This is a genomic window from Pseudomonas sp. LBUM1674, assembly GCF_059695635.1.
Genome location: NZ_CP166779.1, coordinates 3,720,240 through 3,743,426, shown reverse-complemented (window position 1 = coordinate 3,743,426; position 23,187 = coordinate 3,720,240). Strand labels below are relative to the sequence as shown.

At 54.1% G+C, this 23,187-nt stretch carries 20 protein-coding genes and 4 pseudogenes; 12 read left to right on the top strand and 12 right to left on the bottom strand.

What is annotated here, in order from left to right; genetic code table 11:
• Nucleotides 1-5: 5 nt before the first annotated feature.
• The 3 genes from ACA067_RS17155 to ACA067_RS17145 are packed head-to-tail and all read right to left on the bottom strand — an operon-like array spanning nt 6 to nt 1,710.
• Nucleotides 6-533 (bottom strand): DUF3850 domain-containing protein, encoded by a 528-nt coding sequence (locus tag ACA067_RS17155; RefSeq protein ID WP_497457667.1) that lies wholly within the window; start codon nt 531-533, stop codon nt 6-8.
• A complete protein-coding gene (locus ACA067_RS17150; protein WP_497457666.1) occupies nt 530-892 on the bottom strand; it encodes a hypothetical protein in 363 nt (120 codons plus the stop codon). Before ACA067_RS17150 ends, ACA067_RS17155 begins: the two co-directional genes overlap by 4 nt.
• Nucleotides 889-1,710, bottom strand: a complete 822-nt coding sequence (locus ACA067_RS17145; RefSeq protein ID WP_497462887.1) for a hypothetical protein — start codon at nt 1,708-1,710, stop codon at nt 889-891. The genes ACA067_RS17150 and ACA067_RS17145 overlap by 4 nt, the downstream gene beginning before the upstream one ends.
• Between ACA067_RS17145 and ACA067_RS17140 the strand changes: the two are divergent.
• From ACA067_RS17140 to ACA067_RS17130, 3 genes and pseudogenes are all read left to right on the top strand, one after another.
• Nucleotides 1,658-1,777, top strand: a pseudogene (locus ACA067_RS17140) (catechol 1,2-dioxygenase); the annotation flags it as partial. The gene ACA067_RS17145 and the pseudogene ACA067_RS17140 sit on opposite strands and share 53 nt — an antisense overlap.
• Before the next feature lie 121 nt (nt 1,778-1,898).
• Nucleotides 1,899-2,858: an AraC family transcriptional regulator gene (locus ACA067_RS17135; protein WP_497457665.1), complete on the top strand. Its 960-nt coding sequence runs from the start codon at nt 1,899-1,901 to the stop codon at nt 2,856-2,858.
• 143 nt (nt 2,859-3,001) lie between these two features.
• A complete protein-coding gene (locus tag ACA067_RS17130; protein ID WP_497457664.1) occupies nt 3,002-3,382 on the top strand; it encodes a MarR family winged helix-turn-helix transcriptional regulator in 381 nt (126 codons plus the stop codon).
• A gap of 134 nt (nt 3,383-3,516) precedes the next feature.
• On the opposite strand, the gene ACA067_RS17125 is transcribed toward ACA067_RS17130, so the two are convergent.
• The 4 genes from ACA067_RS17125 to ACA067_RS17110 form a co-directional block, all read right to left on the bottom strand.
• Nucleotides 3,517-4,986 carry an amidase gene (locus ACA067_RS17125; RefSeq protein WP_497457663.1) on the bottom strand — a complete coding sequence of 490 codons (1,470 nt, stop codon included), beginning with the start codon at nt 4,984-4,986 and terminating at the stop codon, nt 3,517-3,519.
• Between the two features lie 59 nt (nt 4,987-5,045).
• Nucleotides 5,046-5,435 (bottom strand): YybH family protein, encoded by a 390-nt coding sequence (locus tag ACA067_RS17120; RefSeq protein WP_497457662.1) that lies wholly within the window; start codon nt 5,433-5,435, stop codon nt 5,046-5,048.
• Nucleotides 5,436-5,462: 27 nt separating this feature from the next.
• Nucleotides 5,463-6,038, bottom strand: coding sequence for a transporter family protein (locus ACA067_RS17115; protein WP_497457661.1), 576 nt, complete (start codon nt 6,036-6,038; stop codon nt 5,463-5,465).
• 375 nt (nt 6,039-6,413) lie between these two features.
• A complete protein-coding gene (locus ACA067_RS17110; protein ID WP_497457660.1) occupies nt 6,414-7,391 on the bottom strand; it encodes an IS5 family transposase in 978 nt (325 codons plus the stop codon).
• A gap of 112 nt (nt 7,392-7,503) precedes the next feature.
• Between ACA067_RS17110 and ACA067_RS17105 the strand changes: the two are divergent.
• The 4 genes and pseudogenes from ACA067_RS17105 to ACA067_RS17090 all read left to right on the top strand — a co-directional run.
• Nucleotides 7,504-8,526, top strand: a pseudogene (locus tag ACA067_RS17105) (PAS domain-containing protein); the annotation flags it as partial.
• A pseudogene (locus ACA067_RS17100) lies at nt 8,521-8,817 on the top strand (methyl-accepting chemotaxis protein); the annotation flags it as partial. The pseudogenes ACA067_RS17105 and ACA067_RS17100, both read left to right, overlap by 6 nt.
• Before the next feature lie 398 nt (nt 8,818-9,215).
• Complete coding sequence (locus ACA067_RS17095; protein ID WP_497457659.1) at nt 9,216-11,042, top strand: amidohydrolase; 1,827 nt, start codon at nt 9,216-9,218, stop codon at nt 11,040-11,042.
• A gap of 394 nt (nt 11,043-11,436) precedes the next feature.
• On the top strand, nt 11,437-12,489 hold the full coding sequence (locus tag ACA067_RS17090; RefSeq protein ID WP_497457658.1) for a helix-turn-helix domain-containing protein: 1,053 nt from the start codon (nt 11,437-11,439) through the stop codon (nt 12,487-12,489).
• Nucleotides 12,490-12,504: 15 nt separating this feature from the next.
• On the opposite strand, the gene ACA067_RS17085 is transcribed toward ACA067_RS17090, so the two are convergent.
• Nucleotides 12,505-12,678 carry a hypothetical protein gene (locus tag ACA067_RS17085; RefSeq protein WP_497457657.1) on the bottom strand — a complete coding sequence of 58 codons (174 nt, stop codon included), beginning with the start codon at nt 12,676-12,678 and terminating at the stop codon, nt 12,505-12,507.
• Nucleotides 12,679-13,027: 349 nt separating this feature from the next.
• On the opposite strand from ACA067_RS17085, the gene ACA067_RS17080 reads away from it, so the two are divergent.
• The 4 genes and pseudogenes from ACA067_RS17080 (at nt 13,028) to ACA067_RS17065 (ending at nt 17,155) form a co-directional block, all read left to right on the top strand.
• Entirely contained in the window at nt 13,028-14,392 is a 1,365-nt protein-coding gene (locus ACA067_RS17080) for a DUF1329 domain-containing protein (RefSeq protein WP_497457656.1), read from the top strand.
• A gap of 383 nt (nt 14,393-14,775) precedes the next feature.
• Nucleotides 14,776-15,873, top strand: a pseudogene (locus tag ACA067_RS17075) (HAMP domain-containing protein); the annotation flags it as partial.
• Nucleotides 15,850-16,731 carry a methyl-accepting chemotaxis protein gene (locus ACA067_RS17070; RefSeq protein WP_497462794.1) on the top strand — a complete coding sequence of 294 codons (882 nt, stop codon included), beginning with the start codon at nt 15,850-15,852 and terminating at the stop codon, nt 16,729-16,731. The pseudogene ACA067_RS17075 and the gene ACA067_RS17070, both read left to right, overlap by 24 nt.
• A 130-nt stretch (nt 16,732-16,861) precedes the next feature.
• Entirely contained in the window at nt 16,862-17,155 is a 294-nt protein-coding gene (locus ACA067_RS17065; RefSeq protein WP_497457655.1) for a hypothetical protein, read from the top strand.
• 154 nt (nt 17,156-17,309) lie between these two features.
• Here ACA067_RS17065 and ACA067_RS17060 read toward each other — a convergent pair whose 3' ends face one another.
• The 4 genes from ACA067_RS17060 to ACA067_RS17045 all read right to left on the bottom strand — a co-directional run bounded on the left by ACA067_RS17060 (nt 17,310) and on the right by ACA067_RS17045 (nt 21,133).
• Nucleotides 17,310-17,588, bottom strand: coding sequence for a DUF4372 domain-containing protein (locus ACA067_RS17060; RefSeq protein ID WP_497457654.1), 279 nt, complete (start codon nt 17,586-17,588; stop codon nt 17,310-17,312).
• Between the two features lie 346 nt (nt 17,589-17,934).
• Nucleotides 17,935-18,732 carry an SDR family oxidoreductase gene (locus ACA067_RS17055; RefSeq protein WP_497447601.1) on the bottom strand — a complete coding sequence of 266 codons (798 nt, stop codon included), beginning with the start codon at nt 18,730-18,732 and terminating at the stop codon, nt 17,935-17,937.
• Between the two features lie 61 nt (nt 18,733-18,793).
• Nucleotides 18,794-19,846 carry a phosphotransferase enzyme family protein gene (locus ACA067_RS17050; protein ID WP_497457653.1) on the bottom strand — a complete coding sequence of 351 codons (1,053 nt, stop codon included), beginning with the start codon at nt 19,844-19,846 and terminating at the stop codon, nt 18,794-18,796.
• 9 nt (nt 19,847-19,855) lie between these two features.
• Nucleotides 19,856-21,133 (bottom strand): aspartate aminotransferase family protein, encoded by a 1,278-nt coding sequence (locus ACA067_RS17045; protein WP_497447599.1) that lies wholly within the window; start codon nt 21,131-21,133, stop codon nt 19,856-19,858.
• 420 nt (nt 21,134-21,553) lie between these two features.
• Between ACA067_RS17045 and ACA067_RS17040 the strand changes: the two genes are divergently transcribed.
• Complete coding sequence (locus ACA067_RS17040; RefSeq protein WP_497457652.1) at nt 21,554-23,176, top strand: DUF1302 domain-containing protein; 1,623 nt, start codon at nt 21,554-21,556, stop codon at nt 23,174-23,176.
• The last annotated feature ends 11 nt before the right edge of the window (nt 23,177-23,187 follow it).

Below are 23,187 nucleotides of genomic sequence, written 5' to 3'. Positions count from 1 at the left end.
GGGAGTTACAGGGAGGGGGTGAGGCGTTTCAGCTCATCGTCGTAGGCGTTCCAGCCGTCTATGAGGCCGCCTTCGTGATTGCAATCAGGGTCTAATTGCTCATAAGTCGTCAATTCAACTTTGCGTGCAGGCAGCACCACCGATACCGGCGCGGGCGGCGAGGTGTAGAGGGGCGTAATAGGCCATCCCTTCGAGAGCCAGCGAAAACAGACGAGAGGATCATATGTGGTAGCCGATTTATCGGTCAGATGGTCGTCGGTAAACCACGCAACCGGCTCTTGGCGCTCAGCGACAGGGGCGGCGTAACTCAGCACGCAGATGTCATCCGGTAGGCCGTGGCCGCGCTGAATATGCGTGATGGTGCGGACGATGCTCTTGTTTGCCGGGTTCCCGGTTTCGTCTATCAGGAACAACTCGACTTGATCTCCCTCGCGGAACTCCCGGTCGGCACAGTTGCGCATCTCGCCTGTTTTTCGGCCGCTTACGAGGTCCGTGAACGGTTGGCGATGGATCTTCAGGTGGTGGGTGGTCATGCGCTTGCTCCAGATTCGACTGGCGGAATGGCGGCCTTCATCTTTTTATGCAGTATCGAGTCGCACCAGACGGAATTCCTGGTGCTTCCGTCTAGGTAGTCCGATGTTTCACGCAGCAGCTCGATCAGCGCTGCATTCTTCTGCTGAAATTCGAATGCGTCCTTCATCTCTTCCCGCAAAGCGGTCTTGTGAGATTCCAGTTCTTCCCGCAACGCAACCAGCTCTTGCTCGCGCTCGACGCAGATGGCGTAGTAGTTGTCGCTTATCTTCTGGACGCGAGCCAACTCCTCGGCCCGCACGAAACCGCCCGTCATCGTCGAGTGGCGCAGCTCGGCAACGGTGTAGGTTTTGGTCGTCATGCGATTGCTCCTGATTTTGCGAGTTTGAATGGTGAGATCAGCGCCTGAAGCTCAACAGCGTCCGACCGCTGGACAACGATCTCGTCGGCGCCGTCTGCATCGACAGCATTCTCCAAGGTCATCCGTGCGGTTTGTCGCAACTCCAGAAGCACGCACTCCAGCTCATCAACTCGCTGATCCGCTGCGTTCAGGCGCAGCTGCAGGGCGTCACGCTCGGCGGTTAGGCGCTCGATCTCACCCGCATCGGGGTTGGCGTCAATCATCGGCAACCATCCTATAGGGGCGCCGACGCTTTGCGTGAAGTGGTCGTGAGTCCAGCACCACCCGGCAAACCGCCATTCATCTTGTTCGTCATTGTCGAAGTTGTTCGCGCCTATCGTGGCGGCCTCATCATCGGCATCGGTTGAGTGTTCATCGAACTCGACAAGTAGACGAACCAGCGTGCCGTCCCTTGGCGCGCTTGCCATGTCGCGCCATTTCGGGTCGTGGTTCTCCTGCACCCCGCATTTCGTACAGACCAGCATGAACATTCCGTCATCGGTCCATTCGTGATCGCAGGTCACCAACTGAGCATCAGCTTGCGGCGGTGCAGGGGATGCGGCGAGGGCCTCGAACCACATCTGCAACACCCCGTTCCCTTTCTTCCGCTCGGTCGTCATTGCGGCGAGGATCTGATCACGTCTCGAGCGGCAGGAGTTAAACATCGAGTTGCTGCTAGCGAAGACCACCCATGCGAACCGCAAACTAGCTGTGATGGAGTGTTGCGCAACTGCGCACGGCGTCAGCGGTTGTTTTGCCGAAATCGACTTCGATTTCACCTTGCAGACGTCCGTGCAACCCGACGAGCAGCAACGTCACGAACGAGCCCGCGCCCTAGAGGACTGATATCCTCGAAAAGCGGAGCCGGGCCACGAGATAACCGACCGTTTATCCCGTGGCTTTCTGCATTCCCGGCGTTACGCTGGATCGTCCCGACGCACCCTATAACAACAATGAGAGTGACCCGATGATGCAAGCGCAACTGTTGAGTCAGCGCAGCACCGTTTTTGATCACGCCGATCCTTACGCGGTGTCGGGCTACGTCAATCAGCATGTTGGTAACCATTGCATCCTGATGCCCCGGGCCGGGCGACCGCTGGCCAGCCTCAATCACCGCAAGTTTGCCAGCCTGGACCTATGCCGCATCAGCTATGGCGGCAGCGTGCGCGTCACCTCGGGCGCACTGGAAAGCATCTATCACCTGCAAGTTTTGCTGCGCGGCCACTGCCTGTGGCGCGGCCACGGTCAGGAGCACTACTTCGCCCCTGGCGAATTGCTGTTGATCAATCCCGACGATTCAGTGGACCTGACCTATTCGGACGATTGCGAAAAGTTCATCTTGAAAATCCCTACACCGTTGCTGACTTCCGTGTGCGACGAGCAGCGCTGGCGGTATCCGGGGCAGGGCGTGCGTTTTCTGGAAAACCGTTATCAGCTCAATGAACTGGAAGGTTTTGTCGGTCTGTTGGCGATGATTTGCCAGGAAGCCGAGGTCACTGAGCAGATTCCCAAGGTGCAGGAGCACTACGCGCAAATCGTGGTCAGCAAGATGCTCAGCCTGATGAAGACCAACGTCAGCCGCATCAGTCTCGGCTCGCAGACGGCCACGTTCGAGGTGATTGCCGACTACATCGCCCAGCACCTTAAGCAAGACATCGACAGCGAAGAGCTGGCGCGCCAAGCGCGGATGAGCTTGCGCTCGCTGTATGGCTTGTTCGAGCGCAACGCCGGCACCACGCCGAAAAACTACATCCGGCAAAAACGCCTGGAGCGCATCAACGCCTGCCTGAGCGACCCGACCTGCAACGTGCGCAATGTCACGGAAGTGGCGATGGATTATGGGTTTCTGCATTTGGGACGGTTTTCCGACAGCTATCGCAAGCAGTTCGGCGAATTGCCGTCGGACACCCTTAAGCGTCGTGACTGACGCTTCATCCCTTTGCACAAAACGGATGCAGGTCTGCACTCGGCGGATAGTCCGCCCAATTTCTTCGTCCTAGCATGGCCCTGCCTGAATAAAAATAATGGAGGCAGCCATCAGACGATCTTGCACTGGACCACAAGGATCTGATGCTGCTATTTGCGCTCAGGAGAAGCGGAAAACCCTATTGTATGCGGCCAACGGATATTTACCGCCTGCTTCGGGTAACCTCGGGAGCCGCCACCTACAGGGCAGATCGGCTAGTAGAGAAGGGAGTGGCACAACGTATTTATGATCCTGAAGACCGACGTAGCCAACTCATCCAGCTGAGTGACGAGGGGATGCGGTTGGTTGATATTGCGATTACCCGACTAGCCGAGACGAGCCTTGAATGTCTGGAACAATTGACCCAGGTGCCGGGTGAACTTGATCAGCTCGGCCACCTGCTGCATGCAGTTGAAGCGGGATGGTTGCAGGCGACGCCCGCGGACAGCAATCCACTGGCACGTTCCGAAAAGCCGGTACTCTAAGGCCCAGTAAAAGCAGGAGTAAAGAAGAAGATACTCGTTGGGGGGGAGGGGACAAGATTGAACATCGCGGTGCGCTCACGACGGTCAGGTACACCGCGATTTTTTTCGCGGATGTACCCGATCGTGTCACCTGCTCAGCGCGGGTCGATTGGTGTTAGTCGACCTGCCCGTGCTTCGATGATCTCCGCGGCGTCAAACAGGTCTCCCTCGCGATAGCGCCGGCCGAGTAATTGCACTCCGCAGGGTAGCCTGCTCTCGATACCAACTGGAACTGACATTGCCGGGAAGCCCAGGTTGGCGATCCCCATCATGGACCAGTTGGCTTTTACCGCTCGTCGCATGCCTTCAAGACTTTCGATGTCCAGATTCTGCGGAAAGGCCTGTTCGTCAGATACTGGAAGCAGTATGACCGGATAGGACTCCAGAACTGCTTGCAGTTGGGCTATCAAGCTGCCGCGCCGTGCATAGCCGTGCATGTAGTCTCTTAAAGTGGGCTGCGTGCCCCACCAATCGGCTGCTACTTCAAGGGTGAACTTCATAGCCGTCAGCGCTCCTTGATCTCCTGCTTGCTCCATGAGCGGGAGCATTTCACGAAACTCCTCTATCGCAAGTAGATACCAGAGACGATAGGCTTCCTCTAGGAAGGGTAACTCTATTTCTTCGACGATGTAGCCCGCGTCTGACAGATAAGTTGCAGCACGATCTAGAGCTTCCAAGACCTCCTTTGAGGTAGTTGTCGCAGCGGATGTGCGCAGAATTCCGACTCGCATCGGGCGTTCGGCGTTTTTCGTGTTGCCGGGCATGGGCAGCGACAACAGATCCCTTGAGTCGAAGCCACTCATAGCCGAAAGAGCTAGTCGCAGATCCCCGACGTTCCGAGCAATAGGCCCGTCTGTTGCCATGACTTGCACGCAAAGAGGTTGATCTAGGTTTTTAGGGCCATACCAGCGAGGAACTAATCCAACCGTCGGTCTGATTCCTGTCACTCCACAGCAGTATGCGGGGTACCGGATCGACCCGCCGATGTCATTACCGATTGCAAGCGGCATCATGCCTGCTGCAATGGCTGCCGCGGCACCACCACTCGAACCGCCAGGTGTGTGGTCCTTGCTCCATGGATTGAGGGTCACTCCGTGTAGGTTGTTGCTGGAGAACCAGCGTAGCGAGAACGCGGGTAGATTGCTTCGTGCAGTCAGTATGGCCCCGGATTGCCGCAACTTGGCAATCGATGGTGAGTCCTCGGTAGCGATATTGCCGGCGAATAGAGTTACCCCATTGGTAGTTGCTCGGCCAGTTTGGTCGATGTTGACCTTGGTCGATAGCGGAACTCCATGTAGAGGCCCGAGCAGTTTTCCAGAGGCGACGGCGCGGTCGGCCTCATCTGCCGAGGCTAATGCTTCTTCGTGATTGACCTCGGTGAAGGCGTTAATGATGGGGTTTATCGCATCGATACGGTCAAGGCAGCTTTGTACAACTTCACGAGAGGATAGTTGTCGAGTTCTGATCGCTTTGGCCAGATCCACCGCACTCCAGGTCCAGGGTTCGTTTGAGGTATGTGGGGTATTGTTCTGCTCAAATGCTGATGTGATTGGCTCGGTTTTCATCTGTTTCTACCTTTTGTATTTGATCTAAGAGCGCGCGCGCGCGACGAAAGGCTTTATGTTCAGTCGTCGCTTTTATCCCGACTGACTACGTCCCTATGCAACTGCCAGGCTCCGTCGATACGTTTCCAAGTGACCAGATAGCGTCCCGCCACAGCAGTGATGCGTTGACCTTGTGGGGATTGAGCAAAGAGTTGATAGGCGCCTATTTCGGTTGCTGCTTTCTCATCTCCATCGACTTCCAATGTTGTGAATTTCCCAGCGACGATGCCTTTCCTAAAAATGTCTTCGAAGAAGCCGGCGATCTCAGTTCTGCCTTTGAGCGTTGGTGCGCCGTCGGGAAGAAAACGAGCGTCATCGGTATAAAGCTCAGCCACGATTTGGCTGTTCTGGCTGGCAATGGCGTCAGCCAGTTTTTTCTCTGCGAGTTGTATTTGGTCCTTTAGGGACATGAGTGGCTCCATCTATTTCAGCGGATGTTAGTAAGAGATCCAATCAGCATTGCTGAAGGATTCATGCTCTATTGAGGCGCAACCATGAAATGCTGGCCGCATGTGTGGGTATGAGGTGCTCAATCCCGAGTTACTGTCGTTACCTATAGGGGCGGTGTGGATGAAAAGATGGTGGGGCAGGTTCCACTGAAGGATCAGAGGAATTAATAGAGGGAAGGGATCGGCGTTGATGGTCTGTGCGTCTGCAGAAGTTTGTACGTCCTCCTCTAAACATATCTTGAGCAAAGGTAGTACTCCACCAGAACCATGGCTGGCTCGAAATACGGTAGTGCCGATTATCCGCGGGTAAAATATGGCGATGCGCAGTAGGTTCTGGCTGAAGGCGTTATCTGAGGGCGCTCCTCGATAGCCTTTCAGCTCATTGGCGGTGTGATTGCATGTGCGAATTCCCAGCGTCACATCTGGAGTGGGCGAAGGACTGATGCCTGCACCGGTATCGTAAACCCCAGGCATTGTGGTCGGGCTACCATATTCGGTAGCGTCTGCCGCCGGAGACCTGCCGAGCAAGCCGAGGGGCAGTGTATAGTTGGTCTCGGTATGCATGGCGCCCCCCTGATCGAATCGACGATATGGGGCATCTTATGGGGCGATAAAGGTTGAACCTATCCGTTTTCAGCACAGTTTCAGCGGTGTGATGCTTGTCTGCGTAATTGCTTCGAATTGACCTGCTCACACCGTATCGACGACCGGCAGAGAGCGGCCAAATACGGAAGTTCGTTTTTTTGTAGCTGAGAGTTTGATATCTCGCATGAAGAATCGACCTGGATTATCTAGGGAAGGTCTGAAGTACCCACCGATTTTTCATGCCCTCGCTACTTGAGGCTGAAAAATCATAAGTCGGTCGAAAATCAGACCTTTCTTGCCCTTAATTCATGGTTCTTTCCTCTGATCGCGCTGTTTCAGGGCGATCAGCCTGCATTACAGACGCACCTCGCCCATCCCCATCAACCGTTTTCGCACCATCCACAGATTCGACAAAGCGAACAAGGTTGTCTGTTGAGCGATGTTTTTCGACAAGCCACGAAAGCGCACTTTCGTATAACCAAACTGGCGCTTGATCACGCGAAACGGATGCTCAACCTTGGCCCGCACCTGCGCTTTCGCGTCTTCGATTTTGCGACGCACCTGAGCGATCAAGCTCTGCTTGCCGTGCTTCTTATACGTGCTGGGCCGCGCGGCAATCGACCAGATCATCTTGCGATCCTGATGCTCGGGACGTTTGTCCACGCCGGTGTAACCGGCGTCGCCACACACGTAAGTTTCCTCACCGTGCAGCAACTGATCGACCTGCGTCACGTCCGCCACATTGGCCGCCGTGCCCACCAGGCTATGCACCAAGCCGGATTCGGCATCGACGCCGATGTGCGCTTTCATCCCGAAGAAATACATATTCCCCTTCTTCGTCTGGTGCATTTGCGGGTCGCGTTTGCCGTCCTTGTTCTTGGTCGAACTCGGCGCGTGAATGATCGTCGCATCGACCACCGTGCCGTGACGCAACAGCAGGCCACGGTCGCCCAGATAGCCATTGATGACCTGCAAAATCCCGCCTGCCAACTCATGTTTTTCCAACAAGCGGCGGAAGTTGAGGATCGTGGTTTCATCGGGAATCCGATCCAGATTCAAGCCCGCGAACTGGCGCAGAATCGCCGTTTCATATAGTGATTCTTCCATCGCCGGATCGCTGTAGCCGAACCAGTTCTGCATCAAATGAACGCGCAACATGGCCATCAACGGATACGCCGGACGGCCCCCTTCGCCCTTTGGACAATGCGGCTCGATCAAAGTAACCAAGCCCTTCCAGGGCACGACCTGATCCATCTCGATCAGGAAGCGCTCGCGGCGGGTCTGCTTACGTTTGCCGGCGTACTCGGCATCGGCGAAGGACATCTGTTTCATCGGGACTCAACCGTCGTGTTCGTGTCAGGCGGGTTTTTCACCAGATTTGGAAGTCCTCTTCAGAGTTTCCCTTACCCTGTAGGTGCTTTAGAACTCATCCAATAAGAAGAGCATGCCCACAATGTTCAGTCTTCCAGGTTCGCGCGGTGATCGAAAAACTCGCCTGCAGCTCATAGCTGCCTTAGAGGGAAAGCAAGACCAACCCGAGTTCCGCGCAAGCGCCAGGGATCAAGAACTCAAGCGCGCATGGGAGAGCGCAGCCAATAGAGAAAAGGGACTGACGGCACACGTCAGTTTATTGGAAGCCGAGCTTGAGGCAGCTCGTGCGCTATTGTCAGCAGCGGAGAACAAGATTGAAGCCCAAAGGGAGCGTTTTGACCTTATCAACCGTGCGTCCAACGAAGGTCTGTGGGACGTGGAGGTGGTCGGTGGTGATCCAATGAGCCCGAACAACATCTGCTGGATGTCACAGACTTTGCGTGAGTTGCTGGGTTTTAGCGACGAGCGCGAATTTCCCAATGCCATATCCAGCTGGTCTGATCGCATGCACCCAGATGACAGACTAACCGCGTTTGAGGCGTTTGGCCGACACTTGAATGATAAGTCCGGGAAGACACCGTATCGCGTGAATATCCGCATGGCATTGAAGGGCGGTGGGTACCGCTGGTTCTTCTCACAAGGAGAAACGCTGCGCGACCTGCAAGGCGTGCCTATCCGGATCGCCGGATCGATACGGGATATTCATGATGACTGGGAGCGCGAAAGAGCGCTGGATGTGACCCTTACCCGGTTCGAGCTTTCCCGCGAGTTGCTAACCGATGGTCTATGGGACATGGAAGTGATCGCTGGCGATCCGGTTAACCCACGAAACCCTATATGGTGGTCTCTGCAATTCCGGCGCCTGCTTGGTTTTGAGACAGTCGAAGAATTTCCGGATGTACTCGAAAGCTGGACTTCACGCCTGCACCCCGAGGACAAGGAGCGCAGCCTGACGGCATTAGCTGAGCATTTGAATGACCGCTCCGGCAGAACCGCGTTCGACATTCAATATCGGCTCAAGCTCAAGAGCGGTGAGTTCCGCTGGTTCCGCGCCCGTGGCCAAACCCGTAGGGATGAGCGCGGCACACCACTGCGAGCGGTTGGTGCGCTGGTAGACATCCATTTCCAGCACGAACAAGAACAGTTGCGCGAAACCGAAGCCAAGCATCAGCAGAATCTGGAGCAGAACATTGCTCAGCTGACGCAAATTGTGGGCACTATCCAGAGCATTGCCAGCCAAACCAATTTGCTTGCACTCAACGCTGCTATTGAAGCAGCCCGAGCGGGCGAGGCTGGGCGCGGATTTGCGGTGGTGGCCGATGAAGTCAGGAAACTTGCTACCCGAACCACTGAAGCCACGCAGGAAGCGACCAGCATGATGAGCAAGTGATTCTGCTTCGAGGGGAAGCAGCGGCGGGGCGATGCGCGGTGGGTTTGTTTCTCTCACCAGCTGCTTTATAGGGGGCTGACTGCCAAAGCATCAATTGAGCAGCAGTCTGGCTGTTATTGCTCAACAGACAGCAATTAGTCACCTCCCGATCAGGCAGGGGCCCAACCAGGTTGCACAACATCGCTCACGATGGAGGCAACTGCTTCTATTGCACTGATGAAGATCATCTGCTCAGTACGCATAGGCTGTGCTGTGAAGACGCGATGCCAAAACTGGATAACGGGCACTTTTGCCGCGCTCGTACTCTCATGAGAATGACCTGCAACCCTCTTGGGTGGCCGCATGCTGGCGGACAGGTTGATTAAATCCAGAAAGACCTTCTTCGAGGACCAGAAATGGAAAGTTCAACTCGTCGCACGCTGATTTTCGGTGGCCCTGTCTTAACTCAGAATCAGGGGAGGGAAACTCACGAAGCCATCGTTCTTGAGGGGGACTCGGTGGTTGCTACCGGAGCGTTGGCGGACATGCGTAGTTTAGCGGGGCCCGCAGCACACAAAATTGATGTTGGTGGCGCCTGTGTTATTCCGGGCATCATTGACAACCACCCACATTTTCTTCACCTCGCCAGTTTTGATGCGATGTGTGTCGATCTGTACGATGCACGCAATCACGATGATATACGTGCGCGGATTCGAGAGCGTGCGGCAGTTACTCCCGTCAATGGTTGGATTGTCACCACACCCGTGGGTGAACCCCATTACTTTATTCGCCGCTCTTGGCGCGACTTGCCTGAAGGACGTCTGCCAAATCGATATGAGCTCGACGCCGCTGCGCCTGATCATCCGGTCTGGATTCAGGCCTACGCGCCGCAAGTGCCGAACATCAGTGTTCTGAACTCCAAGGCATTGCAGATCCTGGGACTCGGACGAGATTTGCCCGATGTGGTGGACAATGTCTGGATTGAAAAGGACGATTCCGGTGAGTTGACCGGTATCTTCCGGGGTAGCGTGATCAATTACTACAACGACAGCGCGTTCTGGATGACCCGAGTGGTTTCGCAAATGCCACTGCCGCCCGCAGATCTTTGGTATCACGGTGCGCTGGCGGGTCAAATCAGGGCGGCCAATCAAGGGGTAACCGCATGTTATGAGGCGCATGTGATGGACGCTTCCCATATCGCTGCTTACCAGCGCGTACGTGATGAAGGCCTGCTGAGTATGCGAGTCATGTCCGCTCTTGATGTCGCACCAACGTCCTGGGATTTAGGGCTCGGCCTAACTGACGAGAATGTGTACAAGAATTTCGAGCTGGCGATGAAACTGTCGCAAACCAGCGATCCCTTGTACCGAGTTAATGGTATGTCGCTGGCAAGGGGGGGAGGCGCCTGGTCTGGTTTTCTTAGAATCGATCAGACTTACAAGGATCCCTATGGACGTCCAACTAATGGACGTACATTCGTACCACAAAGCATCGAGCGCAACGCCATTGAATATTGCCTGCGTAACAATGTTCGATTGAACATGGTACAGGGCGGCTATCAGGATCACAGAGAGTTTCTCGAGTCCCTTGAGCCTTTCCTCTCACAATGGAATGTGCGGGAGAGGGAGTGGATCATGCAGCACAATATCCTCATCGATGAGAAAACTATCAAGCGTTATGCCGAACTGAACTTCCATCTGACCAGCAGCTTGAGCTTCTGCTGGGGCAAGGGAGATTTGTATCAGGAGCGTATTGGCGAACATGTGCTCCCGGATCTGGTGCCGATTGGTAAGATGATGGCTTCCGGTGCCAACGTCGGGCTGGGTTCTGACTGGGGGCCAACCAGTCCATTCGAGCACATGGCGCTTGCTGAGACGCGCGAGTTTTCAGGTTCGGGGCGCAAGCATTCCGGCCCTGGTAACACAATCGATCGGCAACAAGCATTCGACGCCTGGACGATAAACAATGCCCGACTGATGCAATGGCAAGGTATAGGTGCGCTGATGCCGGGATATAAGGCCGATATTGCCATCATTGATCAAAATATTCGGACATGCAGCCTCGACCAATTAGCCAGCACGCAAGTCCTGCGTACGGTGATGGGGGGGAAGGATGTTTTTGATGCTGGTGTCATACCTCGCTTAGACGGGGGCGAGTTATCCCTGGAGCGTTCGCGGCCGATAAAACGCAGCGCGATGAAAGGTCATATTTGCGGTGCTAACTGCGGTTATGCACATGAATAGGGCGCATTTTTAGAAGACGATCATTTTAGAGGCAGATCGGTCGTAACTTTTCTTTATAAGGACTCGGCCGATCTTTCACCTTTTACTCTTTTTTCTTCTTTATCAGTGATTATGGCGAGCTCGAATTCTGGATGGGTGTACTTTGGTTGCACTGCATTAAAAACGCGAATTTCCGTTACGTTTTGAACGTGGGCAGCCGGCCGAAATGCTCTCGATATCAAAGTCGAGTCTGTTTTGGATGTTGTCAAAATACCTGGATGTTTGTAGGAATGGTGTTTTTATAACCATGCTTCGGTTTTTTTGCGTTTTGATTAGCTGTTCGTCACATTAATAAATTTAGTGATGATGTTATTGAGTCTTTCGGCATTCTGGAACGTCTTTTGCATGTTTTTTAGTGGCCGGATTTTTCGGTGCGTCGGCAAAAATCGTATCTTTCGAAGGCTATAACAATATGAGATCAGAGAGTGTTTGCCGTACTAAAGATTACTATGTTCATGCGGGTCATCATTCAGACCCGTTCACCAATTCTGCAGCGTTTGATGGCTGGGATCTGGAGTACATTCAACTTTCTTCAGGGCAATATCAATGTAATACTAAGGAATTATGGCTTTCTGGATTACAGATTTATACAGAGGTCGGAAATGTAACGAGCCACCAACTTGGTATTGCGTGGGCTGATTCATTTGTTTTTGCCCTGCCTTGGTGCATGGAGCGCGAAGGACGAATAAATGGTCGAAGCTGGATGGCAAGTGACCTCGTCATTTTTAGAGGCGAGAATGATTATGATGCATTGGTTCCCCCGACCAAATTGCTGATTGTGGCAGTCTCTCGTAAAGTGGTTGCTGAATATATGGAGTCAGTCGAACATGTGTCGGTAAAAGACTGGCTGAAACGTGGGATGTTCCTGGTCGACGACTCGACATGCACGGCAAGCATGACCAAAGTGTTCATTGGTATGCTCGACGTCTGTCATGATGATCCGGAGATGCTTAGTCATCCTGAGGTACGCTCAGCCTTGATGCAAAAGGCGATGGAGACACTGGCCCCTATTATCCTAAAAAATTTTACAGTACCAGCGATTGTCCATCGAGAGTTCAATCATGTGCAGATCGTGCGCCGGGCACGCGAATTTTTAGTTGATAATATTTCAGAGCCCATGCAGATTATTGATGTCTGTCGTGAGCTTCGTGTTTCTCGACGAGTATTGCAATACAGTTTTCAGGATCTGTTGAATATCAACCCGGTGAGTTACCTTCGGTTGCTCAGGCTGAATGGAGCTCGTCGTGATTTGGTGAGTGCGGGTGATGGTGCGGTGCAAGTAAAAGATGTTGTGGCGAGTTGGGGGTTCTGGCATTTGAGTCGTTTCAGCTCTGAGTATAAAAAAATATTCAATGAGCTTCCTTCGGAGACATTAAATCGCGTAAAGCGGGACATACGCGCTCTGTAGTGCGTATATAAAATATCAAAGCGTCACTGCGGGTTGCGATGTCTTCGGCAACCTCCTGCAGCTTGTCGCCTCGGTATCGACAGTCTGGCCGATGCCAATATAGATAGCCTTCTCGATACCGATCAGAATCGGCATTGATGGGAGATCCAGCTTGGTCATCGCCTTCATCGCCCGGCATCGATTATCCATTGCAAATCGCCCTCTCTCTCGGGTGCATAATTGTGATTGTACGGAAATCAGATAAGAGGTTCGGTTTGTCGTTCAATCAGTTCCGACAGCCAGCTTGGCTGGTGATGCAGTCGCCACTTTCCGTTATCGATGGGGGAAGCCTCTGCCTTCTGACGGATGGCACGAGTTGTTTTACCTTATGCCAAATCTGGCTAACACTACTCTTTTGCGCTTCGTACTCTTGCAGGCATCAGTATTACCATGAGGTGCAATTTACTGAGTAGTGAAAGATAAAACGCTTCTTATAAAAGTCGCTCAGGGGCGCTTTCAATATGCCGCTCCACCGCAAGTTAAAACACAGGAGCACACAATGAGCAAACAAATGAGCAAACTATTATTCCCCCCTCTGCTAGTAGCCTTGCTAGCGTGTGGTCCTGAGGCGTTTGCAGCCGTCTCTGCCCAAGAGGCTGCGAAGCTGAACAACGAACTCACTCCGTTAGGAGCCGAAAAGGCCGGGAACAAGGATGGCACAATCCCGGCTTGGACGGGTGGCTATACTAAGCCAATTCCTGGGGACGAGCCGGGCGGGCGTCGTGGCGATCCGTTCAAGGATGAGAAACCGCTGTTCTCAATTACGCCGGCGAATGTCAGCCAGTATGCCGATAAGCTCACCGAGGGGACCCAGGCGTTGTTGAAGAAGTACCCGGAAAGCTTCCGGGTCAATGTTTACAAGACCCAACGAACCGCAGCCGCACCACAGTGGGTGTATGACAACACCTTCAAAAATGCGACCAATGGCAAGATGAATGGTGACATTCCGCAAGGTGTCTATGGCGGTATTCCTTTCCCCATTCCGCAAAGCGGTGCGGAGTTGATGTGGAATCACGTGCTGCGCTGGCGTGGCACTTCAACATCGCAAATGATCAAGACCTATCAGCTGACCGCCAATGGCGACGCCGTACTGGTTTCTGACTTTGTTCAAAACACCGAGATGCCTTACTACTTGCCAGACAGTAATCTTGAAGAACTGGCCAAGACCAATAATTATTGGCGCTCCCGCCTGGATACCATGGCACCGCCAATCCGTGCAGGAGAGGCGCTTGCCGGCATCGAAAACCTGGACGGTGACAAGTCACAATACTGGATATATCTCGTTGGCCAACGTCGGGTGCGCAAGCTGCCAAACACCTGTTGCGATACACCATCGACGGCCACTGCCGGGGTGATGAGCTACGACGAAATCTCGACCTTCTCGGGTCGGCTCGATCGGTTCGACTGGAAAATTATCGGCAAACAGGAAAAGTATGTCCCTTACAACAGTAACGGTGCGCTTCAGGTAAAAGATGACAAAGAGTTGCTGTCCAAGCATCACCTCAATCCTGAGCACGTACGTTGGGAATTGCACCGGGTTTGGGTGGTGGAAGCCACCTTGCGCAATGGCAAGCGCCACCAAGCGGTGAGAAGTCGCTATTACTGTGACGAGGACAGTTGGACATGCTTGTTGGGCGATCGCTGGGACGCTAATGGTCAACTCTGGAAGACACTTCATGCGGACGCTGTTGTTGCACCTGACGCTCCGGCAGTGGTGATTACAAGTTTTGGTTTTAACGACCTCATATCGGGTACAAGCTTTGAGTCTCTCATTAATAACAAACCGAAACAGTACGCGCTCACCCCACGCTTCGACAAAGATGCGTTCTCGGCCGACTCGATGGTCGGCGACAGTTTGCGCTAGATAATCTATCTATATTTGGCACTGTCACCTGTTAAAGGCCGCTAAACCGGGAAATGGTGTCCACTTAGTTAAGTGGGCACCATTTTTTAGGTGTAATTTCATGCAGCTGAAAACTTTGCGGTGCTCTCTTTATCTGTCCTCCAATTTTTGCCCAATCGGCTTTGCCAGTCATAAGGCGTATGGAGGTCGATTTGCCGATGTGAGTAATTGTCAGTCTGTCTGATAGCTGCAGGACTGGCATTTTTTTGCGATTTTTCAAAGTGTGCCATAACCCCCATATTCGTACGGTCGACTTGCACGAGGCCGGGAGTGCACCCGAAAGGTTTTAGCTTTTACCAAGAAGTCCAGCGCGTCGCGCCATCCAAAAAAATGGAGTGCTCAAAATGTTTGAGTTTGTCAGGCGCTTATTAGTTGATCTTTCTGTGGGCAAGAAATTGCTCTGTGGCTTCGGGTTGGTTCTTTTCTTGACAATAGCGGTGATGGGCACAGGTTTTTTTGCCCTAGGCTCGGTGCTCGGGCAATACCGGCAGGTCATGCAACTGTCGACCATTGATACGCTGATCTTGCAAGCACGGCGCAGTGAGCGGGACTTTGCAATCAGCCGTGCCGAGGTTGACGCCCAGGCGGTACGCCAAGGGCTTGCCCGTGTGCGTGAGTTGTTCGGGCAATATTCGGAGTCGGTGGACGGGGACGAGAAGGCTCGTCTGCAGGCTATGGATCAGGCTGCATCGGTTTATCTCGAACAATTTGAGGCGTTTGTTGAGCAGCATGCTAAAGCCCTCCAGGCTCGACAGCAAATGACCCAGACAGCCAACGAGGCACGCAGGCAGTTCGAGACAATTGAGTTGGATATATACGATGCTCTGCGTGAGAAGAACTATGAGGGCGGTCAGTCCAATGATAATAATCCACTGGATTTGGCCGAAAAAGTGTCTGGGATGAGCAAACGCATGCTCGACCTGCGTAGCAATGAAAGTCTGTACATAATCGATGGATCTGCCGAAGCTTTGGACGCTTGGCTCTCTATCAGCACAGAGCAGGGCGCACTCGCACGTAATCTGAGCATCTGGCTGGATGAGAGGCAGCGCAATAACATCGATGCAGCCCTTGCTGCACTCAAGAGTTACCAGGACGCTTTCTTCAATTATCAGCGTGTGGTTAAGAAGACTGCCGAGATTGAAGGAGTGATGCTTGACCGAGCCCTGACTGTGCTAACGCTGGCCGAAACGGCCAAAAAACTGCAAGGCCAAGCGATGAGCTCTGGCAGTCACCGCGCGTTGTTTCTGCTCGGGTTGATGGGCTTTATAGCTGTGCTGATCGGATTGTCCGCCTCCTTGTTGATAACACGTCAAATCGTCCTGCCGCTGCGCCAGGCAGTGGTCTTAGCACAGCGCATTACCGGGGGTGATCTAAGCCAGGACATCACATCAGAGCGTCGTGATGAGGTTGGCCAACTAATGACGGCCATGCAAGGCATGACTCTCAATCTACGGAACCTGATTCGGCGCATAGGTGTGAGCGTTACTCAGATATCTGGCTCCGCAGAACAACTTTCCTCCATTACTGCTCAGACCAGTAGTGGAGTGCAGACGCAGAAGCTGGAAGTCGAGCAGACAGCTACAGCCATGCATCAGATGGCTACGACTGTGCAGGAGGTCGCCCGGAACGCTGAGCAGGCGTCGCAGGCGGCCCAACAGGCTGATTCGCAGGCGCAGCAAGGCAATTGGGTGGTGCAGCAGGCAATCGGCCAGATCGGTGATCTGGCAACTGAAGTGGCGCGTTCCTCTGACGCTATCGCCGCGTTGAATCAGGAAAGCATGCGCATTGGTAGCGTGCTCGAAGTCATTCGCGGGGTGGCTGAACAGACTAACCTGTTGGCGCTCAACGCGGCCATCGAAGCGGCCCGTGCGGGTGAACAAGGGAGGGGATTTGCGGTGGTCGCCGATGAAGTGCGCGCTCTGGCTCGCCGCTCTCATGACTCCACCGAGGAAATTGAAAGGCTGATAGTTGGCCTGCAAACCTTGGCGAGTAACGCGGTGCAGCAGATGGACAGCAGTTGTAAGCAAACTCAGCGCACCGTTGCTCTGGCCAGCGAAGCTGGCGATGCTCTGATCCGCATTACCCGTTCGGTTAGTACGATTGAGCAAATGAACCAGCAGATCGCCGCTGCGGCTGAGCAGCAGAGCGTAGTTGCAGAGGTCATCAATGGAAGCATCAGCCGGGTTCGTGGCATTGGAGAGCAAAGCGCCGATGCAAGTCAGCGAACTGCAGTTTCCAGTGCAGAGCTTGCACGATTGGGAAGAGAGCTCCGAGAGCTGGTTCAGCAATTTCGAACCTGATTTTTCTGACGAGCAATTTACGGCAGGGGGAGGGCTATGAGTTTCAGTTCATCAGGCCCAACTGTGGCCTGGGACGACTGGATGCGAGATATCAATCGAATCTGCGGGGCACTTGCCGGGCGCTACTTGAGTGAAGGTTTCTATGGGAAGATCGGGTCATTTTCCAATGGGCCGTGATGGCGAGGTTACGCTGGAGGCGCTGTTGGTGCTATTGCGCCCAGTCATTGAGGTAAGTGAGGGGCAGGACAGGCGCAATCGTCTGTTTCGAAAGGCTATTGCTTTTATCGATGCGCACATCCACGAAGCTGATCTGTGTCCGGAACTGATCGGTCGTCAGGTCGGTGTTTCTGTTCGGGGGGCTGTATCGGATGTTTGCTCGCCGCTGGCTGGTGGTCTCGCAGCATATCAAAGGCTGCTGACTTGAACGTTGTGCCGAGGTTCTACGTTGGGCACCAGTCGGGCAGCCCCTTTCAACACTCGTTGGTCAATGGGGCTCTGGCGATTACTTCTACACAGCCTTCAAGGCGCGCTTCGGCATGAGTCCACGTGAACGCCCACTAGTGTCCGGTAAACACGTTTCATAGCTGAAGGCTGTCTTGGGCAGCCTTCAGCTTTTCTCGCTCCAGCCTTCGTCGGTCCCTCAACGCTGGGGTATGCGGGCCTAGAGTTTCGGAGAAATTCGCCAAGGACCGCAGGTTTGGGGCTTGGGTCAAATGACCGCTGACCAGTGTCACCAGCAATTGCCAGGACGTGCAGCGTTTGACATAGCGATCCGCCCGGTGCCTTTCGGTGGATTGCCGGAAAAACTGACGCGGGATCGCACTGAGTAGGTGGGCTAAACGGGTGCTGGTAAACATGAGTCAAAATCGAGTCTGAAAAATCAGATTATGACTGACGGCCGCCAACCGAAGGGGGAGCAAGCTCCCCCTTCGGTTTTTACCGGACACTCGTGAAGTAAATGCCGCGAGTGTCACGGTTGATCTGGCGTAAGTGGGCTCTATCTCTGCCCTGGGAATGACGATCACATCGCCCCATCGTTATTTTCAGGCGGGGCAATGTTCTCCGGCCTTAGCGGCGCAAACACACGGACTTGGTTTCGCAGTAGGCGTCCAGTCAGTCGACTCGACTTAACCCCTCGATGACCAGCGCCGGATCGGTATCAGCCAGCGCAATGGCAGGATTCTTGCCCCGAGACATCACTACTTATCGGCCGCGGTCTGTATAGAAGCCTTGCAATTGAACTGAGCTTTCTGGCGTGCATGAACCGCCGTCGACGATGATGCTCTGCCCGGTAACGTAGTTCGCCTCGTCGCTCGCCAGATAGAGCATGGCGTGAGCGATGTCGTGAGGGTGGCCGAGTCTTCCGATCGGTACCTGAGTGGCCATTTCCGCTTGTTCCTCGTGGCTGACTAGTTGGTCCATTGCTTGGGTGAGGATGTAGCCGGGCTCAACGGCGTTAACGGTAATGCCGTCTCGTGCGTATTCGAGCGAAGCAGCGCGGATGAATCCGTTCAGCCCGGCCTTGCTGGCCGCGTAGTGAGCCAGCAGCGGCATCGCCACACGTGGGCCGGTTACTGACGACGTGAAGAGAATGCGGCCATGGCCGCGTTCGCGCATCGATGGTGACACTGCCTGAGTCAGCCAGAAGGCGGCCTTCAGGTTTACCGTCAAGGTTTCTTCCAGTTGCGCGTCGCTGAGGTCGTCGATCGTCGCCATCGGGAATACCCCAGCGTTATGCACGAGAACATCTAATGCACCGTGCTCTGCGAGTACAGCTTCGACCAGATGCCTGGCATTATCCGCTGTACTGAGGTCGGTCTGCTGCCATTGTGCCTGGCCGCCGCTGGCGATGATGTCGGCGACTACCTTACGACCTTTTTCAGCATTGCGAGCCGCCACCACAACGTGAGCTCCTGCTTTGGCGAACACCTCGGCGATGCCCTGGCCGATGCCCTGGCTGGCGCCGGTCACTAAGGCTACTTTTCCTTTCAATCTAAACATACATCACCCCTTTGATTGACCACGCCCTTGTATGGGCTGTCGTATATCGATGGTTGGCCATTTACTCGGCTTTGGCGGAACTGCTATAGGTCTTGACAAATTCGGCGGTGAGATCGCATGCCAGTTCGGTCAAGAAGGGAGCGAGTTCCCTGGCGACGTCCGACCCTTCTCGGGTTTGCACCCAGCCCAAGTAGGTGAAGCCCCGTGCCATCATGAAGACCGGCAGTTTGGCCAGGACCTTTTCAGGTAGAGCTCGATATGCTCGGTAGCCTTCGATCAGAGCGTCGTGAGCAACCTTGAAATTCGCATCTCGGCGGACGAAGTAAAGCGCAGTGGCCAGTTCAAACAGATGCCATCCGAAACCAGCGTCATCGAAGTCCAGCAGACGCACGGTATCGCCCGAGATCATCAGATTCTCCGGCACAAAATCGGCGTGGATCAGGCCGTAGTAGTCGTCGTGCTCGGGGGACTGGGAAATTGTTTGCAGCTCGGAGCGAACAATGTTTCGTGCCGTCAGGACCAGTTGCTGTTGCTCTTCGTTGAGGCTGCGCAGTTCCCAGAAGCGCCCCCAGAAAGGGGAGTCGCCGACCAGGCCTTCAGCGTCCCAGGCATGGCGATTGAACCCTTCGGGCCGACGCCATTGTCTGCCGTGCTCGTGGAGGCGTGCGGCGATGTTTCCAATGGTCCGGTAAGTATGCTGGATCTGCTGTATGTCATCGCCGAGGCCGCCTTCAGCCGTGCCGAGCTGGCGACCTTCGATCCACTCGAACAGGTCGATCTGTAAGATTTCGCCAGTGGAGGGTAGCGTGGCCAGAATGAACAACTCACCTTTGTCGGTCGGTACCACTACGGGCACGTCGATTCCGAATTGCTGTAGTGCAGCCATCCATTGCAGCTCGGAGCGCAACGCTGCGTCCGAGTGATAGCCGCCACGGTGCACACGGAGGGCGTAGCGGTTTCCGTTTGTGGTCTCGATTTTAAATACTGCATTTTCGCGGTATTTGATCAGGGTGACGTCCAGACAGTCCATGTTCCACTGGTGCAACGACGCCCGTGCCAGCCCCAGTAGATTGCTCAGCATCTGCTCCTGGCTAATTTCAATGTGTTCGCTCATGGGCGGCTCCTACAGGGTTGCCAGGCAATCGTCGAGGGTATTGATGAACAGGTCGGCGTGTTCGGTCGTGAAAGGCAGCGGCGGGCGCACTTTGAGTACGTTGTCGTTCGGTCCCAGGCGGCTGATCAGAACACCGCGGTCCTTCATCAGGTTGACCACCTGCTTGGACAAGTCCCTTGCGGGCTCTTTGCTGTTGCGGTCCAGCACCAGTTCGATGCCGAAAAACAGCCCTGAACCTCGGACGTCGCCGATGATCTCGTGGCGCTGCTGGAGTGCGATCAAACCCTTGAGCGTATGCTCGCCAACCTGGGCAACATGCTCCAACAGTCGTTCTTCCTGGATAACATCCAGCACCGCCAGTCCTGCTGCGCAGGAGACCGGATTTCCCCCGAAAGTGTTGAAGTACATCACCCGCTCGCGGAAGTTGTTGACCAGATCTGCTCGAGACACCACGGCGCCGATCGGATGTCCGTTGCCCATGGGTTTACCCATGGTGACAATATCCGGAACAACACCGACCTGATCCTGGCCCCACATATGTCCGGTGCGACCGAAGCCTGACTGGACCTCGTCAAAGATCAGCAAGCCACCGGCTTCGCGTACCAAGCGAGCTACTTTTTGGACGTAGCTGGAGGGAGCGCCAGGCAGGCCCTCGTTGGCGAAGATCGGACAGATCAAAAGCCCGGCGAACCCCAAGCCGTCTGCCTTCAATGCTTCGATAGCTTTTGCGACTTCAGCGACATAGGTGTCGATGAGTGCTTCGCCCTGTAGGCCGCCGAGCGGACGATAGTGGTCGGGGAATGGCACTGCACGTACATTGAGACTTCCGGTGACGCCACCGGTAAACATGGTCGACAGCTCATCCACTGCCGCCGTATTGCCATGATAAGTACAGTTCGAACAAATGATGCCCTTGGCGCCGGTTGTCATCCTGGCTATGCGCAAGGCCAATTCATTGGCTTCGCTGCCGGTGCAGGTGAAAATGGCCATATCCAGTGATCTGTCAAAAGTCGCTGTCAGGCGCTCGGCATAATTGACTACATTCTCGTGTAGGTAGCGGGTATGTATGTTGAGATCGGCTGCCTGTTTGCAAAGAGCCTCTACTACTTTTGGGTTGCAATGCCCCACTACCGGTACGTTGTTGTAGGCATCCAAATAACGTTTACCGTCGGCGTCAAATAGCCAGACGTCTTCGCCGCGCACAATGTGTAGCGGTGTGTCATAGAAAAGCGGTGCAGCCTTGCCTAATAGCTGATTTCTGCGCTGCAGCAATTCGATGTTGGTCACCGTTCGCTCCTTTTTATATCGTTTTCGCATGTACAGAGGGTTTCAGTCGACCACTGCTGTCCAACCTCTGCAAAAAGATTTGATGTCGATCTTAGTGCTGACGAACAAGATACAAAGAGAAGGAGGGGGGGGTGTTATCCAATATTGGCATGCACCAAATCGCTGGACTGCTCTGTAACTGGAGTCGACAGGATGGGACATTCTGCGAACTCTCATCGACTTCCGGATGAGTCAGGCTTGCCGCAGTGGTATTTCAATGCTTCTGCGGTTGTGATGCCAAATTAGGCTAACGGACGCCGCGATGCCTTCGTAATCTAATTTCCGTCGGAATACTCTGATACAACTCCGGCGTTTGTCGGTGAGTGACGGGTAGTTCCATTGGTCGATGACTATGAATCAGGCACTAGCGGAGCCAATAAAATGCATAAAAATAAAGCCTTGCGTCCACTCGCTATCTCCATAATGGCTATCGTGTCGCCGAGTGTTTATGCATTCGTGATTGACACTGAAAATCCAGATTTCAAGCTTCGGTGGGACAATACGGTCAAGTACAACAGCGCTTTTCGTGTCAAGGGGGCGTCCGATAAGTTGACTTCCTCGGTCAACCAGGATGACGGTGATCGAAACTTCAGCAAGGGCTTGATTTCCAACCGGTTCGACGTTCTCTCAGAGTTGGATATGAACTACCAGGGTTTCGGCGCACGGTTGTCGGGCGCTGGCTGGTATGACACCGTTTATAACGAATCCAACGATAATAATTCGCCGAGCACGGTTAACTCCTTTTCCCGTCCCTATGACGAGTTCACCAGCGATACCGAGAAATTGCACGGGCAAAAGGCCGAGTTGCTGGATGCGTTTGTTTATGGCCGAGTGCCTATCGGGGATACCAAGGCCACCTTTCGAGCGGGCAGGCATGCCCTGATTTGGGGTGAGAGCCTGTTCTTTGGTGCCAACGGCATTGCAGGTGGGATGGCACCGATAGATGCAGTGAAAGCTCTGTCTGTACCCAATACCCAGTTCAAGGAGCTGATTCGCCCGGTCCAGCAGTTTTCCGGGCAGCTTCAGTTAACGCCGGACGTCTCCATCGGCGCCTATTACCAGTGGCGGTGGGAAGAAACGAAGTTGCCTGCTGCTGGCAGCTATTTCTCGACCCTCGATGTTATAGGAGATGGTGCCGAGCGATTGATCGCCGGCCCTCCTGTCATACCAGGAGGTGGGCCATTGGCGCTCTTCCGAGGGAAGGACATGAAGGCCAGGAATTCCGGGCAAGGTGGCGTGCAAGTACGCTTCAGCGTCGATGAAACAGACTATGGCATCTACGCGATCCGTTACCACGACAAAACACCTCAGCTTTATCTGCGACCTGGTGCCCTCAATCCTGTCAGTGGACAGATCGGTGAATACCGATGGGTTTATCCGGAAGATATCACTGCTTACGGGGCGAGTTTCAGTCGCACGTTTGGCGACTACAACATTGCCGGCGAAGTATCTGTGCGTCGCAACACTCCTCTGATCAGCGGTGGCGCGGTCGATTTGACAGGCACCGGCGATAACGATGGCAATCCGCTTTATGCCGTAGGTAATTCCCTGCATGCGCAAGTGTCTTGGTTGGCGACCCTGGGTCCATCATTCATCGCAAATGAAGCCAGTTTTCTCGGGGAGGTCGCTTGGAATCGACGCACGAGTATTACCAAGAACCCTGATCTTCTAAGCCCCAATGCTGATCGAGATGCAGCCAACATACGCGTACTCTACGAGCCATCTTATCGCCAGTTTTTTTCTGGGGTAGATATCTCCGTGCCATTAGGTCTGGGCTTCGGTATTGGCAACTCGTCAGTAGTGGGGTCGTTTAACGGAGATCATGTCGGAGATGTCAGTATCGGGTTGAAGGCGACATACCTCAACGATTGGAAAGCGGGGCTTACCTACACCCATTTCTTTGGGCCGGAAGGTACGTTCCTGGATGACACGAGTTTCACGTCATACAAACAATCGATGAAGGATCGCGACTTCGTTTCTCTTTCACTACAGCGCACATTCTAAGAGAAAGGTTT

Coding starts and splice junctions, on each gene's coding strand:
- ACA067_RS17155 (WP_497457667.1), bottom strand. CDS start 533: ATGACCACCCACCACCTGAAGATCCATCGCCAACCGTTCACGGACCTC.
- ACA067_RS17150 (WP_497457666.1), bottom strand. CDS start 892: ATGACGACCAAAACCTACACCGTTGCCGAGCTGCGCCACTCGACGATG.
- ACA067_RS17135 (WP_497457665.1), top strand. CDS start 1,899: ATGATGCAAGCGCAACTGTTGAGTCAGCGCAGCACCGTTTTTGATCAC.
- ACA067_RS17130 (WP_497457664.1), top strand. CDS start 3,002: ATGCTGCTATTTGCGCTCAGGAGAAGCGGAAAACCCTATTGTATGCGG.
- ACA067_RS17125 (WP_497457663.1), bottom strand. CDS start 4,986: ATGAAAACCGAGCCAATCACATCAGCATTTGAGCAGAACAATACCCCA.
- ACA067_RS17120 (WP_497457662.1), bottom strand. CDS start 5,435: ATGTCCCTAAAGGACCAAATACAACTCGCAGAGAAAAAACTGGCTGAC.
- ACA067_RS17115 (WP_497457661.1), bottom strand. CDS start 6,038: ATGCATACCGAGACCAACTATACACTGCCCCTCGGCTTGCTCGGCAGG.
- ACA067_RS17110 (WP_497457660.1), bottom strand. CDS start 7,391: ATGAAACAGATGTCCTTCGCCGATGCCGAGTACGCCGGCAAACGTAAG.
- ACA067_RS17095 (WP_497457659.1), top strand. CDS start 9,216: ATGGAAAGTTCAACTCGTCGCACGCTGATTTTCGGTGGCCCTGTCTTA.
- ACA067_RS17085 (WP_497457657.1), bottom strand. CDS start 12,678: ATGGATAATCGATGCCGGGCGATGAAGGCGATGACCAAGCTGGATCTC.
- ACA067_RS17080 (WP_497457656.1), top strand. CDS start 13,028: ATGAGCAAACAAATGAGCAAACTATTATTCCCCCCTCTGCTAGTAGCC.
- ACA067_RS17070 (WP_497462794.1), top strand. CDS start 15,850: ATGACGGCCATGCAAGGCATGACTCTCAATCTACGGAACCTGATTCGG.
- ACA067_RS17060 (WP_497457654.1), bottom strand. CDS start 17,588: ATGTTTACCAGCACCCGTTTAGCCCACCTACTCAGTGCGATCCCGCGT.
- ACA067_RS17055 (WP_497447601.1), bottom strand. CDS start 18,732: ATGTTTAGATTGAAAGGAAAAGTAGCCTTAGTGACCGGCGCCAGCCAG.
- ACA067_RS17050 (WP_497457653.1), bottom strand. CDS start 19,846: ATGAGCGAACACATTGAAATTAGCCAGGAGCAGATGCTGAGCAATCTA.
- ACA067_RS17040 (WP_497457652.1), top strand. CDS start 21,554: ATGCATAAAAATAAAGCCTTGCGTCCACTCGCTATCTCCATAATGGCT.